General features: G+C 72.8%; 15 protein-coding genes. 5 read left to right on the forward strand and 10 right to left on the reverse strand.

Annotated features, from left to right (window positions below):
* The first annotated feature begins 69 nt into the window (after window positions 1-69).
* Complete coding sequence (locus tag KBX50_RS18435; RefSeq protein ID WP_043961115.1) at window positions 70-339, forward strand: DUF6458 family protein; 270 nt, start codon at window positions 70-72, stop codon at window positions 337-339.
* A 31-nt stretch (window positions 340-370) separates the two neighbouring features.
* Here KBX50_RS18435 and KBX50_RS18440 read toward each other — a convergent pair whose 3' ends face one another.
* Entirely contained in the window at window positions 371-910 is a 540-nt protein-coding gene (locus tag KBX50_RS18440; protein ID WP_210938338.1) for a histidine phosphatase family protein, read from the reverse strand.
* 117 nt (window positions 911-1,027) lie between these two features.
* On the opposite strand from KBX50_RS18440, the gene KBX50_RS18445 reads away from it, so the two are divergent.
* Window positions 1,028-1,312, forward strand: coding sequence for a DUF6458 family protein (locus KBX50_RS18445; RefSeq protein ID WP_210938339.1), 285 nt, complete (start codon window positions 1,028-1,030; stop codon window positions 1,310-1,312).
* 80 nt (window positions 1,313-1,392) lie between these two features.
* Here the strand turns inward: KBX50_RS18445 and KBX50_RS18450 are convergent, their stop codons facing one another.
* Window positions 1,393-2,070, reverse strand: coding sequence for a hemolysin III family protein (locus KBX50_RS18450; RefSeq protein WP_210938340.1), 678 nt, complete (start codon window positions 2,068-2,070; stop codon window positions 1,393-1,395).
* Window positions 2,071-2,176: 106 nt separating this feature from the next.
* On the opposite strand from KBX50_RS18450, the gene KBX50_RS18455 reads away from it, so the two are divergent.
* Genes KBX50_RS18455 through KBX50_RS18465 form a run of 3 tightly spaced genes read left to right on the forward strand, consistent with a single transcriptional unit; the run spans window position 2,177 to window position 4,447 of the window.
* Complete coding sequence (locus KBX50_RS18455; RefSeq protein ID WP_210938341.1) at window positions 2,177-2,860, forward strand: allophanate hydrolase subunit 1; 684 nt, start codon at window positions 2,177-2,179, stop codon at window positions 2,858-2,860.
* Window positions 2,857-3,714 carry a biotin-dependent carboxyltransferase family protein gene (locus KBX50_RS18460; RefSeq protein ID WP_210938342.1) on the forward strand — a complete coding sequence of 286 codons (858 nt, stop codon included), beginning with the start codon at window positions 2,857-2,859 and terminating at the stop codon, window positions 3,712-3,714. Before KBX50_RS18455 ends, KBX50_RS18460 begins: the two co-directional genes overlap by 4 nt.
* On the forward strand, window positions 3,698-4,447 hold the full coding sequence (locus tag KBX50_RS18465; protein ID WP_210938343.1) for a LamB/YcsF family protein: 750 nt from the start codon (window positions 3,698-3,700) through the stop codon (window positions 4,445-4,447). Before KBX50_RS18460 ends, KBX50_RS18465 begins: the two co-directional genes overlap by 17 nt.
* A gap of 28 nt (window positions 4,448-4,475) precedes the next feature.
* Here KBX50_RS18465 and KBX50_RS18470 read toward each other — a convergent pair whose 3' ends face one another.
* From KBX50_RS18470 to KBX50_RS18505, 8 genes are all read right to left on the reverse strand, one after another.
* A complete protein-coding gene (locus KBX50_RS18470) occupies window positions 4,476-6,311 on the reverse strand; it encodes an NHL domain-containing thioredoxin family protein (RefSeq protein WP_210938344.1) in 1,836 nt (611 codons plus the stop codon).
* 132 nt (window positions 6,312-6,443) lie between these two features.
* Window positions 6,444-8,954, reverse strand: a complete 2,511-nt coding sequence (locus KBX50_RS18475; protein ID WP_210938345.1) for a hypothetical protein — start codon at window positions 8,952-8,954, stop codon at window positions 6,444-6,446.
* 342 nt (window positions 8,955-9,296) lie between these two features.
* A complete protein-coding gene (locus tag KBX50_RS18480) occupies window positions 9,297-9,434 on the reverse strand; it encodes a hypothetical protein (protein ID WP_165437957.1) in 138 nt (45 codons plus the stop codon).
* Between the two features lie 218 nt (window positions 9,435-9,652).
* Window positions 9,653-11,122, reverse strand: coding sequence for a dihydrolipoamide acetyltransferase family protein (locus tag KBX50_RS18485; RefSeq protein WP_210938392.1), 1,470 nt, complete (start codon window positions 11,120-11,122; stop codon window positions 9,653-9,655).
* A 5-nt stretch (window positions 11,123-11,127) separates the two neighbouring features.
* Window positions 11,128-12,117 carry an alpha-ketoacid dehydrogenase subunit beta gene (locus tag KBX50_RS18490; protein ID WP_093409117.1) on the reverse strand — a complete coding sequence of 330 codons (990 nt, stop codon included), beginning with the start codon at window positions 12,115-12,117 and terminating at the stop codon, window positions 11,128-11,130.
* Window positions 12,117-13,292: a pyruvate dehydrogenase (acetyl-transferring) E1 component subunit alpha gene (gene pdhA / locus KBX50_RS18495; RefSeq protein ID WP_210938346.1), complete on the reverse strand. Its 1,176-nt coding sequence runs from the start codon at window positions 13,290-13,292 to the stop codon at window positions 12,117-12,119. The genes KBX50_RS18490 and pdhA overlap by 1 nt, the downstream gene beginning before the upstream one ends.
* A gap of 633 nt (window positions 13,293-13,925) precedes the next feature.
* On the reverse strand, window positions 13,926-14,762 hold the full coding sequence (locus KBX50_RS18500) for a hypothetical protein (RefSeq protein ID WP_247673968.1): 837 nt from the start codon (window positions 14,760-14,762) through the stop codon (window positions 13,926-13,928).
* A gap of 120 nt (window positions 14,763-14,882) precedes the next feature.
* Window positions 14,883-16,103: a hypothetical protein gene (locus tag KBX50_RS18505; protein ID WP_210938348.1), complete on the reverse strand. Its 1,221-nt coding sequence runs from the start codon at window positions 16,101-16,103 to the stop codon at window positions 14,883-14,885.

Below are 16,103 nucleotides of genomic sequence, written 5' to 3' on the forward strand. Positions count from 1 at the left end.
GTGGGTGGGTATGCGGTGCGGACCAGTCCGAGTACGCCCAGAGCAACCGCACGGGGGAGTGCCGCGCACATGGGCATAGGTAGTGGGATCTTCCTGATCGCGATCGGCGCGATCCTGACCTTCGCCATCCGGGCCAACGTCTGGTGGGTCGACCTGCGGGCGGTCGGTTGGGTCTTCATCCTGGCCGGGCTGGCCGTGTTGCTCACCACGCTCTGGTTCTGGCAGGACCGCCGCAAGCGGGCCCGGACGTTGATCGTGGAGGAGAACCGGCTCTCGCATCCGACCGCGATGATGCCGCCACCGCCCGATCCACCACCACCGACCGCACCGCCGAGCTGAGCGACCGTCTCCGCCCACACCGCACGCGAGCCTAGCCGCGTGCGGTGTGCCGCGTCTCGATTGCGGCCGCGCCGCGGCTCAGTTCCGCCCAGGGCAGGGCCGTCCGGTGCACCACGAGACCGCCGGTACGCAGCCCTTCCGGATCGGCCCGAACCGGATCGAGCAGTTCGGACAGCAGGGATACACCAGGATTGTGGGCAATCAACAGGACCGTGGTCGCGGTCGGTGACACCTGCCGGATCAGGTGCAGCAGGTCTTCCGGATGCGCCTCGTAGGCGTCCGGTTCGTAGCGGATCACCGGAGCCGGACCTGCGGGACCGCTCTCCGGCGGTGAGCCGGTGATCCCCAACTGGACGGCGTGCCACGTCTGTCTGGTTCGTACAGCCGCCGAGCAGAGCACCACGTCCGGCAGCAGCCCGTGCCGAGCCAGCCACGCCCCGGCCGCCGCGGCGTCCGCCCGGCCGCGAGCGGCCAGCGGGCGTTCGATGTCGGGACCGTCCGTGGTGGGCTGTTCGGCCTTGGCATGCCGCAGTAGCACCAGTGTCCGCTCGTCGTGCGGGCTGTCCGTCATGTCTCCAGCTTGCCGGATTGGCGATCTCCGTGCCGGGGTAAGTCGATCGGTGCCGCAACCTCATCCGTGGCCGCGGCGGAGTGGAATGCCAGCTTCGATAGCCAAGGAGGCGACGAGATGGGCATCGGTGGCAGTATTTTCCTGATCGCGCTGGGCGCGATCTTCGCGTTCGCCGTGGAGGCGGACCTGGGCTGGCTCAACCTGAGCGTCGTCGGCTGGGTGCTTATGCTCGCGGGCGTCGCCGGGCTGATCGTGACCCTCTACTACTGGAACTCGCGTCGCCGTACGGTCGTCGCGCCGGTGCGCGAGGAACGGGTGGTGGCCGAGCGCGCCGTGCCGGTTCGGGACGACCGGGTGGTCCAGGAGTACCGCGAGGTGCGCCGGCCCGGTCCCACGATCTGACCTTCAGGACCCAGCCCGATGGACCCAGCGGGGGTGGTGAGCGACGAGGCTCACCACCCCCGCTGTCGTTGTGCGCCGGCTCAGGCGAACAGTGCGAAGTAGATGGCGATGTGGTGGCAGATCGCAGCGACCAACGTGCAGGCGTGGAAGAACTCGTGGTGGCCGAAGACGGTGGGCCACGGATTGGGGCGGCGTAGCGCGTAGAAGACTGCGCCCACGGTGTAGATCGCGCCGCCCACGGCGAGCAGCACCAGTGCGGTGACGCCGCCCTGGTGGAGGATGTCGGGCAGCATCGCCACGGACACCCAGCCGAGGGCGAGGTAGAGCGGCGCGGAGATCCACCGGTTGGCGTGTGGCCAGATCAGCTTGAGCGCCACACCGCCCAGGGCACCGCCCCAGACGATCGACAGCATCATGACGGCGGCCCGGGTCTCCAGCAGCAGCAGGCAGAACGGGGTGTACGTGCCGGCGATGAACAGGAAGATCATCGAGTGGTCCATCCGGCGCATGACCGCGTAGCCGCGGGTCGACCACACCCGACGGTGGTACAACGCGCTGGTGCCGAAGAGACCGCAGACGGTGAAGCTGTAGATGGCCGAGCTGAGCAGGGGGGTCCAGCCCGGGCGGGTGGCGGCGATCGAACAGAGCACGATGCCGCAGACCAGGGCGACGAAGAACGCGTACGTGTGCAGCCAGCCGCGCATCCGGGGTTTCCCGATGTCGACCGGCTTGAGCCGGGGGCGTGCTGAGGTGGTCACGTCCTTAGGTTACGGCAGCGTAGGTTACTTTCGGGTAGTGCAACTGGTCACGCTGTCCGACCAGTGGCCGACGCGAAAGCATCCACTCGTCCGGGAGGATGGCGGAATGCGGATCAGACCGGTCGGCACGCACGCCCTCCTGCTCGACCTCGCGCCACCGGAGGAAAGAGATCCCGCAACGCCGACGAGCCAGGGCGCCGAGGTGGCCGCCACCGTCGAGGCGTGGCGGGCGGAGCTGTGGCACCGCCGCGAGCTGGGCGAACTGGTCGCCGTCGAGATCGTGCCGGCCGCCACCACCGTGTTGCTCGACGGCGTACCCGATCCACCGGCCACCGCCGCCCTGATCGCCGGATGGACCGCCTCCGCCCCGCCCGCCGGAACAACGACGGCGGCACCCACCGCCGCGTCCGCCCCTCTCGTCGAGGTGCCCGTCAACTACGCCGGAGCAGACCTCCCCCGGGTTGCCGATCACTGGCGCACGGACGTACCCGGCGTGGTGCGTCGCCTGCGGGACACCGAGTTCCAGGTCGCCTTCTGCGGTTTCGCGCCCGGCTTCGGGTACCTCACCGGGCTGCCGGCCGAGCTGGCGGTGCCCCGGCTGCCGACGCCCCGGCAACGGGTGCCGGCCGGTTCGGTCGCCCTGGCCGGCCGGTACGCGGGCATCTATCCCACCGCGTCCCCGGGCGGCTGGCTGCTGGTCGGGCGGACCGAGGTGACCCTCTTCGACGTGACGGCGGACCCGCCGGCCCTGCTCAGCCCCGGCACCCGGGTCCGGCTGGTGGAGCGGTGAGCGGCACCCTCGAAGTGCTCCGGGCCGGGGCGTTGACCACCGTGCAGGACCTCGGCCGGCCCGGCTGGGCACACCTCGGCGTACCCCGTTCCGGTGCCCTCGACCCGGCGGCGCTGCGCCTAGCCAACCGCCTGGTCGGCAATCCGGAGCACGCGGCCGGGCTGGAGATCACCCTGACCGGCTGCGAGCTGCGGCCCACCCGAGCCACCACCGTCGCCGTCGTCGGTGCCGAGACAGACGTTCGGGTCGGCCAGCGCCCCGGTGACACCGGCCGCCCGCTGGCCGTACCGGGCGGTGCCCTGCTGCGCATCGGCCCGGCCCGACAGGGCCTGCGCTGCTGGCTCGCGGTGGCCGGTGGCATCGCCGTCACACCGGTGCTGGGCAGCCGCTCCACCGACACCCTCGCCGGGCTCGGACCGGCGCCGCTGCGCGACGGTGACCTGCTGCCGCTGGGCACCCCCGCCAACCCGCCCGCCCCGGTCGACGTCACCATGCCGGTGGCGTCCCCGACGGAGTTGCGGCTGACCGTGCGGCTCGGTCCTCGGCACACCTGGTTCACCCCGGCGGCACTGGACCGGCTGCTCGGCACGGCGTACCAGGTGAGTCCCCTGAGCAACCGGGTCGGCGCGCGCCTGAGCGGCGCGCCGCTGCCCCGCGCGGTGGCCGGGGAACTGCCCAGCGAAGGAGTCGTCCTCGGCGCGGTGCAGGTGCCGGCGGACGGCCAACCACTGATCTTCCTCGCCGATCACCCCACCACCGGCGGATACCCGGTCATCGCGGTGGTGGACGACGTGACCCCGCTCGCGCAGGCCCGTCCAGGCACTACGGTGAGATTTCATGGACCTCAACGCTGACCTCGGCGAGGGCTTCGGCATCTGGCGTCTCGGTGACGACCAGGCCCTGCTGAACCTGGTCACCTCCGCCAACGTCGCCTGCGGCTTCCACGCCGGGGATCCGGCCACCATGCGCCGGGTCTGCGCCGCCGCCGCGGAGCGGGGAGTCGCCGTCGGAGCCCAGGTCGGGTACCGGGACCTCGCCGGCTTCGGCCGACGGCACATCGAGTACGAGTTCGCGGAACTGCGCGACGAGGTGCTCTACCAACTCGGCGCGCTCAACGCGTTCTGCCGGGCGTACCGCACCCGGGTTCGCTACCTCAAGCCCCACGGGGCGCTCTACCACGCGGCAGCCAGCGAGGAACTGCCGGCGGCGGCCCTGCTGGCCGCCCTCGAAGACTTCGACCCGGAGCTGCCCGTCCTCTGCCCGCCCGGGTCGGTGCTCGCCCAACTCGCCCAGGGCGCCGGCGTCCGGGTGGTGGCCGAGGGCTTCGCCGACCGGAACTACCTGCCCAACGGTCGTCTGGTCCCGCGCACCTCGCCGGACGCGTTGGTCACCGATCCGCAGGAGGTCGCCCGCCGGGCGGTACGGATGGCCACCGAGCGGGTCGTGGTCACCGTCGACGGCGGTACGGTCCCGTGCGTGGTGGAGTCGGTCTGCCTGCACGGCGACAGCCCCGGCGCGGTGGGCGCCGCGGAACTCGTCCGTGCCGCCCTCGTCGACGCCGGGGTCACCCCCGCCCCGTTCGCCTGAGGCGCGAGCAGGGCACCGTGGTCGGGCGTCAGCCGGCGTCCATGCCGCGCAGGACCAATGGCAGCCGGCCGGCGCCGCCGTCGACCACCCGCACCGGTACGCCCCAGTCCTGCCGGGTCAGGTGGCAGGCCGCGTGCTCCACGTCGGCGTCACAGGTGGCCGCCTGGGCGGTCACCTGAAGCACCCCGTCGGGCACCGATCCGTCGATCACCAGACGCCGGGACAGGTCGGTGCCGGTGCCCGCCCCCTCAACCAGCAACTCCGGCGGCGACGCGGAGACGACGAGCCGGGTGGATGGTCCGAAGGTGTCGTCCAGCTTCTGCCCGGGGGCCGGGGTGAAGACGACGTCCAGCACGACCTCGCCCGAGGCCAGCTCCGTCGGCTTGCGCTCGGTACGGTGCCGTGGACCGTCGACAGTCTCCGCGCCGGCTGCCGAGAGCGCGCCGGGTGCCAGCCGGGTGATCCGGTGCGCCGCCGACTCCACCACCAGCACCGCGCCGTCGGCGGTGAGCACCAGGTCGCTGGGCTCGGCCAGGCCACTGGCGACGGTGGCGACCCGATCGCTGGCCGGGTCGTACCGCCGTACCGCGCCGTTGTAGGTGTCCGCGATCAGGACCGAGCCGTCGGGCAGGGCGCAGACGCCGAGCGGGTGCTGTAGCCGGGCCTCCGCTGCCGGCCCGTCCACGTGCCCGAAGTCGAACAGGCCCTGACCCACGGCGGTACCCAGCACGCCGTTCTCGACGTAGCGGACGGCGCTGGTCTCGCTGTCGGCGACCCAGAGCCGGTTGCCGTCGGTGGAGACGGCGAGCCCGGACGGCTGGGCCAGCCATGCTTCGGCCAGCGGCCCGTCGCGCAGCGCCTCCACCGTGGTGCCGGCGTACATGCCGGCGGTGCGCTTGATCGGGTCGAACCACCAGAGCTGGTGGATGCCGGCCATGGCGATGACGACCTTGTCGTCGTACCAGGCGAGATCCCAGGGTGAGGAGAGGTCGACCGATCGGGCGTCGTGCGCGTGGTCGTCGACCGTCGACCGCCACTGCCGTCCGGTGCCGGCCACGGTGAGCACCTCGCCGGTGGCCAGCCGTACGCCCCGCAGCAGGTGGTTGACGGTGTCGGCGACCACCAGGTCGTAGCCGGCGACCTCGGCGACGGGTGGCGGCAGCAGACACAGCCCCTGCGGCTCGGAGAAGGTCGCGGCACCGGCGGAACCGTCGGTCCGGCCCCGCTCGCCGGTGCCGACGGTACGGACGACGGTCTCGGCGTCGGCGGCCAACTCGACCAGGCGGTGCCGCGCCGAGTCGGAGACCAGCAGGCCACCCTCGGGCAGGGCCACCGCCTTGCCCGGGAAGCGGAGGGTGGTTTCCGGCTCGGCGACCGGGACGTACGGACCGTCGCCCCGGTGCAGCGTGCCCTTGGCCTCGTGGGTGGCGATCAGGTCGTCGATCAGCCGGGTCAGCCCGTCCGCGTGGCCCTCACCCGCCATGGTGGCCACCACGTACCCCTCCGGGTCGATCACCGCGAGGGTCGGCCAGGCACGGGCCGCGTACTGCTGCCACATGTCCAGCTCAGGATCGTCGAGGACGGGGTGGTGCACGCCGTACCGCTCGACGGCGGCGGCCAGCGCGTCGGCGTCCTTCTCGTGCTCGAACTTCGGCGAGTGCACCCCGATCACCACGAGAACGTCGGCGTACTTCTGCTCAAGGGGGCGCAACTCGTCGAGCACGTGCAGGCAGTTGATGCAACAGAAGGTCCAGAAATCCGCGATGACGATCTTGCCTCGCAGGTCGGCGAGCGTCAGCTGCCGCCCGCCGGTGTTCAACCAGGCCCGGCCCCGAAGCTCGGGCGCCCGCACGCGTGCACTCATGCCCCCATCGTGCCCTACCGGCAGCGGCCAGCCGGCTCGAAGGGGAGGGAGCCGGGCTCGGTCGAGGTCGGCCGGGCAGGAAAGAGGCGGGGCCACGGTTGCCCGTGACCCCGCCGTCGAGTGTGCGGCAGATCAGCCGCCGGTCGACTCCTTCAGGCAGAGCACCGGGTTGGCGGTGGCGCCGCGGAGGTCCACGTAAGGCATGGCCGGGTCGGGGCACTTGTCCTTCGACTCGACCTTGGACACCACGCTGAAGGCTTCCGGATCGGCGCAGTCGACAGCCACGGCGGTCTCGCCGGAACGCTTGACGCACGAGCCGACCGGCGGGTCGAAGGCATTCGAGTCGTCCGAACCACCGACCATGCCGAGGAGCATCAGCAGGCCGAGCGGAATGGCCAGGATGAGCACGGCGGCGACCAGCACCGCGGCGAGTACCCGCCCGTTGCGTACCTTCGGTGCCGGAGTTTCCGGCGCCGGCTCAGCGACCGGCTTGAACGCGTCGAAGCGCCCCTGCTCCGCCTCGCCCGACCCGCCGCCCGGACCCGGGCTCCACGGTGGTGCGGACTGCGGCGGCGGGGGGAACGCCGAGTTGTGCTCGCTGCCCGGCTCGGACCGGACGGGAGAGCCGTAGGCGCCGCCCGGGCGCTCGGACGGCCCGCCGAACGGGTCGTTGCCCGGCCCGCCGAACGGGTCACGGGGTGCGCCGCCGAACGGGTCGGCCGGGCGTTCCGGCTCGGCGTGCGGCCGTACGCCGTTGACCGGCCGGTTGGCCGGAGGCGCGTCGATGAAGGACGGTATCCCCGGCGGGAACGCGGGTGGAGCAGCCGGCGAAGCCGGGGCGACCGGACCGGCGAAGGCGTTCGGCCCGCCCATCGGCGGCTCCCGGTCGGCGAAGCGGGGCTCCGGGGTCTGCTCGAACCGCTCCGGGCCCTGATCGCCGCGCGCCCCAGCCTGGTCGACGTCGAACCGCCCCGGGCTCTGGTCGAAGCGGGGTACCAGGGGTTGCTCGCCGTGCTCCTGGGCCGGTTCCTCGGTGTGCTCGGGGCGGGCCGGTCGGCCGTACACCCGTGGTTGTGGCGCGGGTGAATTGGTCGGACGAACCGCGTGGTCGGCCGGGGGCATGACCCGGCTGGACAGTGGCACGGAGGCGCTCGCCGCGACACCGCCGCCGGCTGGCGGAGCGGCCCGGCCCTCGGCCTCCGGAGAGGTGCGCGGTGCCGGGATGACCGGGGACTGCGGCTCGTCGTGCCGGGGCTCGGGGTGGCCCCAGGCCGCGCCGCCGGCCGGCTGATCGTTGACCGGGCGGCCAGGAGGTCCGGCTGGGTCGTCGGTGAACGGCGTGGGCTGGGCGAATTCTGCCGGCGGTGTGGCGGCCAGGCTGGCACCCGGCACCCGCTGCTCCTGGGGAGGCAACGGCACCATGTTGGCGGGGGAGATACCCGGGCCGGGTGCGGGCTGGTAGACCGCGTCCTCGGACCGGCCCGCGTCGGGTTCGGAGGTGGTTCGGGGTGCGGCGGGATCCGCCGCCTGACCCCATGCCTCACCGGGTGCCCACGGCTCGATGTCCGGCACGGACCGATCGGCGGCGGTGCGGGACGGCAGCGGCTCGGCGGACGGGCTCCAGGACGGTGGCGGGCCGGCAGCCGGGTTGCCTCCGGCCCAGCCGGCCGGTTCCTCCCGTGCGGGTGTGGCCCACTCGGGCTGCGCCGGCCGGTCACCGCCCGAGTGCCAGCCCTCGGCCGGCTGCTCGGCCCAGCCGCCCCCGGCGGGCTCCCGTCGCTGGCCGGTCGCCCAGCCGGACTGCTCCGGCTGCTCGGCCGGCCATGCCTCGGCGCGTGACGGCCCGTCGGTGGGCCGCTGCTGCTGGCCCGCGTCCGGGGCCGGCACCTGAGCGCTGGCCCGAGCTGCCGGCTCGCGGGCCGGGGGTGGCTGATCGGCCTGCGCCCAGGTCGGTTGGGGCTGACCTGAGGTCGCGGCCCAGCCGGGAGTCTGGTCGTCGGCACTCGGCGCGCCGGCCCAGTCAGGCTGCTGGCCACCGGCCCACCCAGTGGCCGCTGCCGGGTTGGACTGGCCCGGGGCGGGCTGCCCGCCGGCCCAGCCCGGCTGACTTGTGGCCGGCTGGTTGGCAGCCCAGTCGGGCTGACTTGTGGCCGGCTGGTTGGTAGCCCAGTCGGGCTGACTCGGGGCCGGTTGGTTCGGCGTCCATTCGGCGGGTTGCGCGGAGTCCCCAGTGGCGGGATCCGTGGCCCAGGCGGGCCCGGCCTGGGCGCCGTTTGCCCAGGCGGGCCGATCCGATGTGGGCGGTGTGGCCGGTGCCCAGCCGGGGGCGGGCTGCTGCGGCTGGTCCCCCTGGGACGCCCAGTCCGGCTGGTTGCCGGCGGGCTGGTCCCAACTGCCGGGTGTGGGTTCCGCCTGCCGGGTCGCCTGGGCGCTGCCCCACGCATTGCCCTGCTGGTTGACCCAGGCTGGTGCGGACGTGTCCGGGCGGGCGGGTGGTGGCGGCGCCCAACCGAGGTCGGGGGCGGATGCGCCGTACCCGTTGTCCTGCTGAGCCGGTCGGTCGCCGTACGGCGCCGATCCGCCGCCGCCCGGCGGCACCTCGTCCGGCTCCTGGCCGGGGCGGTGCGGGCCCTCGGACGTCATGCGTGCGCCTCCTCCATCACATGTCGGCCGCCGTCGCCGATGGTCTCGGCAGGGCAGCCGGCGGTGCCGGCGTACCGGCTGTGCCGGCTCCCCGCACCGTATCCCGGTCGCCGCCGGTGGGCTTCCGGGGAGCTTCGGCCATCACTGTCCGTCGCCGGGCGGTGTCGAGGTGCTTCTATCGCCTCGACCTGTCCCCGAGTGCGGACGACGACCGAGCCCCACCGTACCGGGCGCTGCGTCGGGGCGGTATCCCGGTGTCAGCGGCGGTCGGAACGCCGACGACCCGCCCGGTTCGCCCGGGCGGGTCGTCGATCTGGAGGAGGCGGATAACGTCGTGTGGCGTCAGTGCATGTGACGCTGGGCGATGGCGAGGATCTCGTCGCGAACCGCGGGCGAACTGGCGGAGCGCAGGGCCCGCTCGATGGCGCGGGCGCGGCGGCTGGCGTCGCGGCGGTTGCGGATTCGCTCGATCATGCTCATGGTGTCTCTCCTCCTGGGCTATTCGGTTGTCGTTCCGTCGTCCCCTCTATTGAAGCGCACCACGCTCGGGTTCGCCAGCGATTATTAGGTGAGCTGAGCCACCAGCCTAAGAATCTTAGGCAAGCAGTACCGAACGCCACCTCTTTCTTCATCAAACGGCAACGGCCGGTGTGCCGGGCGTCAACCCGTGGCACACCGGCCGTCGCCGTCGTCGCGCGTCAGGTCCAGGCGAGCAGGGCCGCCTCCGGATCGGCGAGGAAGTCGCCCACGTCGCGGAGGAACTTCGAGCCCAGCTCACCATCGATGATCCGGTGGTCGAAGGAGAGGCCGAGCGTGGTGACCAGGCGCGGCTTGACCTTGCCCTTGTGGACCCAGGGCTGTTCGCGTACCGCACCGAAGGCCAGGATCGCCGACTCGCCCGGGGGCAGGATCGGCGTACCGGTGTCCACCCCGAACACCCCGACGTTGGTGATCGTCAGAGTGCCGCCGGACATGTCGGCCGGCGAGGTCTTGCCGGCCTTGGCGGTCTGCACCAGGTCGGTCATCGCCTCGGCGAGCTCGCGCAGGGTCAACCGGCCGGCGTCCTTGATGTTCGGCACGATCAGACCGCGTTCGGTGGCCGCCGCGATGCCGAGGTTGACGTACTCCTTGACGACGATCTCGTCGCCGGCCCAACTGGAGTTGACCATCGGATGCCGCCGGACCGCCAGCAGCACCGCCTTGGCGACCAACAGCAGCGGCGAGACCCGTACGTCACGCCACTCCCGCCGCCCACGCAGCCGGTCCAGCGCCTTCATGGCCCGGGTCACGTCCACGGTCAGGAACTCGGTGACGTGCGGAGCGGTGAAGGCCGAGCGGGACATGTTCTCGGCGGTGAGCTTGCGTACGCCCTTGACCGGAATGCGCTGCTCGCGGTCCGCGCCGAAGCTCGCGGCCGAGCTGACCGAGGTGGTGACCGTCACCGGTTCGGCCGCCGCCGGGGCCGCCGCCCGCTGTACGTCCTCCCGAGTGATCGAACCCGACGGACCGGACCCGGTCAGCGTGCCCAGGTCGACTCCCAGGTCCTTGGCGAGCTTGCGAACCGGTGGCTTGGCCAGCACCGGTCCGCTGCTCCGACCGTTGCCGTTGACCGCCGGCGCGGACGTGGGCTGGACCGGCGCCGGAACGACCCGCGCCGGGCTGACCTGGACCGGTGCGGCCGGCGCCGGTGCGGCCGCGGCCGGGGTGGTGTCCTTGCGGGGACGGCGCTTCGCCGCCGTGGTGCGCGGACCGTAACCGACCAGAACGGCGGTACGGCCGCCCGGGGCGGGACCGCCGATCAGGCCCGGCTCGACCGCACCCTCGGTCGGCGCGACCTCGACGGCGGCCAACGACGCCGCCGACGGCGCGGGCAGGTCAGTGGTGGGCGCACCGGTGGTGGACTGCTCCACCGGACCGGCGCCCGGGTCGGTGTCGATCGCGATGATCGGGGTGCCGACCTCGACCGTGGAGCCCTCCGGGTGGAAGATCGCCTGGACCTGACCGGCCCACTTCGCCGGAATCTCCACGGCCGCCTTGGCCGTCTCCACCTCGACGATCGGCTGGTTCAGCTCGATCGTGTCGCCCACCTTGACCAGCCAGGCGAGGATCTCGCCCTCGGTCAGGCCCTCGCCCAGGTCGGGCAGGTTGAATTCCTTGATCCGCGACATGCCGCTCACCAGCCGAAGGTGCGGTCGACGGCGTCGAGCACCCGGTCGAGATCGGGAAGGTACTCCTCCTCCACCCGGGCTGCCGGGTAAGGGGTGTCGAAGCCGGCCACCCGCAGCACCGGCGACTCCAGCGAGTAGAAGCACTCCTCGGTGATCCGGGCCGCGATCTCCGCGCCCATGCCCAGGTTGGACGGTGCCTCGTGCACCACCACCGCGCGGCCGGTACGCCGCACCGACTCGTACACCACGCCGAGGTCCAGCGGGGAGAGCGTGCGCAGGTCGATGACCTCCAGGTTCCGCCCGTCCTCGGCGGCGGCGGTCGCCGCGTCGAGGCAGGTACGCACCATCGGGCCGTACGCGAGCAGGGTGGCGTCGGTGCCGGCCCGGGCGACTCGGGAAGCGTGCAGCGGGTACGCCTCGGACAGCGGAGCGTCCAGCTCGACCTGCCCCTTCTCCCAGTAACGCCGCTTCGGCTCCAGGAACACGATCGGGTCGTCCGAGGCGATGGCCTGCTGGATCATCACGTAGGCGTCCTGCGGGCTGGCGCAGGAGACCACCTTCAACCCGGCGGTGTGCGCGAAGTACGCCTCGGGCGACTCGGAGTGGTGCTCCACCGCCCCGATGCCGCCGCCGAACGGGATCCGGATCACCATCGGGATGTTGAGCTTGCCCCGAGAGCGGTAGTGCATCTTCGCGACCTGCGACACGATCTGGTCGTACGCGGGGTAGACGAATCCGTCGAACTGGATCTCGCAGACCGGGCGGTAGCCCCGGATGGCCAGGCCGACCGCGGTGCCGATGATGCCCGACTCGGCGAGCGGAGTGTCGATCACCCGCTGGTCGCCGAAGTCCTTCTGCAACCCGTCGGTGATCCGGAAGACGCCGCCGAGCTTGCCGACGTCCTCGCCCATGATGACGACCTTCGGGTCGTTCTCCAGTGCCTTGCGCAGGCCGGCGTTGAGGGCCTTGCCGAGGGTGAGCGTCTCCGTGGCCATCAGTGCGCGCTCCCCTCGAACGACTCCAGGTACCGGCTGAACTGCGCGCGCTGCTCGTCGAGCAGCGGCGACCCGTTGGGGTAGACGTGGTCGAACATGGTGCCCGGTTCCGGATTCGGCATGGCGAGCACCCGCTCACGCAGGTCCACCGCCTCCCGGCGGGCCTGCTCGTCGACCTCCGTGAAGAACCCGGCGTCGGCGATCTTCTCCCGCTCCAGGAACGCCTTCATCCGGGCGATCGGGTCCTTGGCCTGCCACGCCTCGACCTCGCTGGCGATCCGGTAGCGGGTCGGGTCGTCGGAGGTGGTGTGTGCGCCCATCCGATAGGTGTACGCCTCGATCAGGCTCGGGCCCTGCCCGTGCCGGGCGTTGTCCAGCGCGTGCCGCGTCACCGCGTACGTGGCCAGCACGTCGTTGCCGTCGACCCGGACGCCGGGGAACCCGAAACCGGCGGCCCGCCGGTAGAGGGGGATGCGGGTCTGCCGCTCCAGCGGCTCGGAGATGGCGTACTGGTTGTTCTGGCAGAAGAACACCAGGGGGGAGTTGAACACGCCGGCCCAGACGAACGCCTCGTTGACGTCACCCTGGCTGGTGGCGCCGTCGCCGAAGTAGGCGATCACCGCCTCGCCGTCGTCGGTGCCGGTCTTGCCGTCCATCGCGACGCCCATGGCGTAACCGGTGGCGTGCAGGGTCTGCGCCCCGATCACGATCGTGTACATGTTGAACTTGAACTCGTTCGGGTCCCAGCCGCCCTGGTCGACTCCGCGGAACAGGCCCAGCGGCATGATCGGGTCGATGCCACGGCAGTAGAGCACGCCGTGCTCGCGGTAGGTGGGGAACGCCATGTCCTGCGTACGCAGCGCCCGGCCGGAACCGACCTGCGCCGCCTCCTGGCCGAGCAGGCTCGCCCAGATGCCCAGCTCGCCCTGCCGTTGCAGGGCGGTCGCCTCGGCGTCCAGCTTCCGGACGAGCACCAGGTCGCGGTAGAGGCCGCGGTACTCCTCGTCGGTGAAGTCGACGCGGTACTCGGTGCCGTCCGGGCCGGTCACGCTCTCGATCCGCTCGCCGGAGGGCGTGAGCAACTGCACCAGCTCCGGATCGCCGGTGGTGGCCTTCCTGGATCGGGGTGCGGCTCGCCGGCCGCGGGCCGGGGCCCCGGGGTCGCCCTTTGCCATCCGTCTCTCCCTGTCGTGTCTGCGTCGGCACCGGGGGGTCACCCGGCCGCGCGACTCGTGCGCCCGTCCCGGCTGGTGCCGGGATGGTTCCTGGCGGCCGCGCCTGACCCCGGTAGGGGCTGCCGCGCGGCATGAGCCGGATTCTGGCCGAACCCGGTTCGGGAGCGCCGGTGCCCAGTCGCGCCTACCGCGTGGGTGCGCGGAGGTCGCGGCTGCGCTGCCGCCGTGCCTCCAGTTTCGCATCAGAGGTGAGGCGTCCCACACCCCGCCCGCCCCGCATCCGGTGGCCGGCCCGCTTCGTTACCTGAAGCGCCGGAGTGTCCGGCCGATCGACGCGCGACCGTTCCGGTGATGATTCGTCACCATTCGGCCAGATAAGCATGTTGACACGCGGTAGGGGGTTGGCTGACGCAGAGTCACTGCCCCAGGCTGATCGCGTGGGCCGGATCCAACTTTGGCGGCTCGTCAGGGTACCCATCGGGCGGCCCTGACCAGGGGCGACGACGAGGAGCGCGTGGTGTCCGAACCAGGTGAAGGTCCCGGGACGCCGATCCTCGGCCGGCACCGGGCGTCCGGCTACCGCCCTGTCGTGGGTGCGCACCGCGCCGTGCGTACCGCAGGCCCCACCCGGGGCTATCTGCTGACGGTGGCGCTGCTCGCCGGCACGGCCTCGATGCCGGTCCTCGCCGCGATCAGCACCGGCTCCGCGACGGTCGGCAGCACGGCACTGCCGGACGGCAGTACGCCGTTCATCCCGACGCCCTCCATCGGTCCGGTGGTGGTCCCGCCGCCGCCCACCGGTTCGCCGACGTCCACCGTGACCGCGGTGCCCTCGGTCGAGCCGGCGGCATCACCGGTCAACCCCGTGGTGCCGACGCCACGACTGACGATCGTCGGCGTCCCGGTCGAGCATTCGCCGGCCCGTCGCCCCGAGGCGCCGGCTACCGCACCGGCTCCCCGGCCGCCCACCAGCACCCCGGCCCCTCGCCCGGCGCCCACCCCGACCCGGTCACCGTCGCCGTCGCCGACGAGCGGTTCGCCCACGCCGACCGTCGATCCGGACCCGCCGACCGCCTCGGCTGACCCGAGCGATCCGGTCGAACCGACCGCGTCCAACGATCCGCCGACCACGGGCCCGAGCCCGTCGACCGATCCCTCCGCGTCCGCCGGTCCGACGGCGTCGAGTGATCCGTCAGCGTCCGCCGATCCAGGCCCGTCGGACGGTCCTACCGCGTCTGCCGAACCGACCACGTCGGGTGACCCGTCGCCGACGACCGACCCGAGTACGTCCAGCGGCCCTTCCGCGTCCGCCGAGCCGACCGCGCCGGGCGGTCCGTCGGCCACCCCGGGCGGCGGTGGGTCCGCGCCGGAGCCCCCACCGGCCACCATCGTGACCGAGCCGCTGTTGCCCGCCACATCCGAGCGCACCGGCAGCGCCCGCGCGCGGGCGCGTTCCGCCTGCGAGGGCACTGCCGGCCCGCCGCCGGCTCAACGTGCGGTGCCGGCCTGACGTGCGGTGCCGGCTCGACGGGGGGTACGGCCTGACGGGCGGGCCGGACGTGGGGCGGTTCGGTGAGCGTTAGGTGCGGTTCAGCTGTCGTCAGCGAGGCGGTGGCGGTTGGCCTCGATCCAGGCGTCCAGGGCCGCCGGGTCATCCGGGTCGATGCCGTCTGCCATCAACTGGGCCACTGCGGCAGTGGCCGGGCTGCGACGCTCGCCGGTCGCGTAGAGCCGGACGAACTCCGGCACCATCTCCTCGATCGCGGCGTCCGTGGCGGCGGCTGCCGAATCGGGCAGCCCACGCCGGTGGGCCGCGTATCCGGCCCAGGCGCGCAGTACCCGGGGCAGCATCGCCGCGTCGTCCATGTCGAGCACGGCCCGACGGTGCACCCAGTCGAGCAGGAAGAGACCGGCGACGGTCGGGCTCCACCGCAGCGGGTCGGCGTCGGGGAAGGTGGCCGCGTGGTCGAGCAGCAGCCCCAGGCAGAAGTGCAGTGAGGCCAGTTCGGCGTCGTCGACCGCGTCCAGTCCGGCCCGGGCGGCGTCCGGCGAGCCCAGGAACCGGCGGATCTCCGCGGCCCGCTCGGCGTCGGGCAACGGGTCGTCGGCCTGCCGGGGCGGTGGTGCGGTCGTGGCCGGCAGGACCGCCAGCCGGGCGCCGACCAGCGCCCGGTCGGTGGCCAGGGAGGCGGCTCCGGGCAGCTGACCCAGGTGGTCGGTGACGGCCAGATGCCGGCTCACCTCGTCCCGCATCCGGGTCGGGCTTTCCTCCCGGAACCAGGTCAACTCGTCTTCGGCGCACAACTGTCGGACCTGCTCCAGGATCCGGCCCGCCGGACCGCCGACGAACACGTCCTTGGTGATGCCGATGTTGTGGTCGATCAGGGCGACCAGGGCGTGTTCCGGCCCTCCGGTCGCGTCGTCATAGGCGAACGTGGCCAGGTAGGAGGTCTGGTCGCCGTACACGTCGCCGTACGACCAGGTGCCGGTGACGTGCACCTTGCCGAGCTGTCCGGACCAGGCCGGTGCCGTCGCACCGGGACGGACCCGGTCGGCGCCCGCCGCGTCCGGCACCAGGGCCGCGAAGACGGCCCGGACCGTCGTCGCCGCGACCGCCCGTCGTCTCGAGGTGGCGGCGAGGAAGTCGCCCACGAATTCGCGTACCGCCGCCTCCCGGTCCGTCTCGGCGACCTCGTACACGCTGCCGAGCAGGGCCGCACCGAGCATCTCCGCGTCGAGGGCCGAGTCGAGCTTGGTCACGTCGCGTGCGGCGTGCAGCACCGCGTCGTAGGGGGTCTGTGGCGTGGCCAT

Source organism: Micromonospora sp. C51 (genome assembly GCF_018070435.1).
GTDB classification, from domain to species: domain Bacteria; phylum Actinomycetota; class Actinomycetes; order Mycobacteriales; family Micromonosporaceae; genus Micromonospora; species Micromonospora sediminimaris.

Coding starts and splice junctions, on each gene's coding strand:
- KBX50_RS18435 (WP_043961115.1), top strand. CDS start 70: ATGGGCATAGGTAGTGGGATCTTCCTGATCGCGATCGGCGCGATCCTG.
- KBX50_RS18440 (WP_210938338.1), bottom strand. CDS start 910: ATGACGGACAGCCCGCACGACGAGCGGACACTGGTGCTACTGCGGCAT.
- KBX50_RS18445 (WP_210938339.1), top strand. CDS start 1,028: ATGGGCATCGGTGGCAGTATTTTCCTGATCGCGCTGGGCGCGATCTTC.
- KBX50_RS18455 (WP_210938341.1), top strand. CDS start 2,177: ATGCGGATCAGACCGGTCGGCACGCACGCCCTCCTGCTCGACCTCGCG.
- KBX50_RS18465 (WP_210938343.1), top strand. CDS start 3,698: ATGGACCTCAACGCTGACCTCGGCGAGGGCTTCGGCATCTGGCGTCTC.
- KBX50_RS18470 (WP_210938344.1), bottom strand. CDS start 6,311: ATGAGTGCACGCGTGCGGGCGCCCGAGCTTCGGGGCCGGGCCTGGTTG.
- KBX50_RS18475 (WP_210938345.1), bottom strand. CDS start 8,954: ATGACGTCCGAGGGCCCGCACCGCCCCGGCCAGGAGCCGGACGAGGTG.
- KBX50_RS18480 (WP_165437957.1), bottom strand. CDS start 9,434: ATGAGCATGATCGAGCGAATCCGCAACCGCCGCGACGCCAGCCGCCGC.
- KBX50_RS18485 (WP_210938392.1), bottom strand. CDS start 11,122: ATGTCGCGGATCAAGGAATTCAACCTGCCCGACCTGGGCGAGGGCCTG.
- KBX50_RS18490 (WP_093409117.1), bottom strand. CDS start 12,117: ATGGCCACGGAGACGCTCACCCTCGGCAAGGCCCTCAACGCCGGCCTG.
- pdhA (WP_210938346.1), bottom strand. CDS start 13,292: ATGGCAAAGGGCGACCCCGGGGCCCCGGCCCGCGGCCGGCGAGCCGCA.
- KBX50_RS18505 (WP_210938348.1), bottom strand. CDS start 16,103: ATGGCCACGCCACAGACCCCCTACGACGCGGTGCTGCACGCCGCACGC.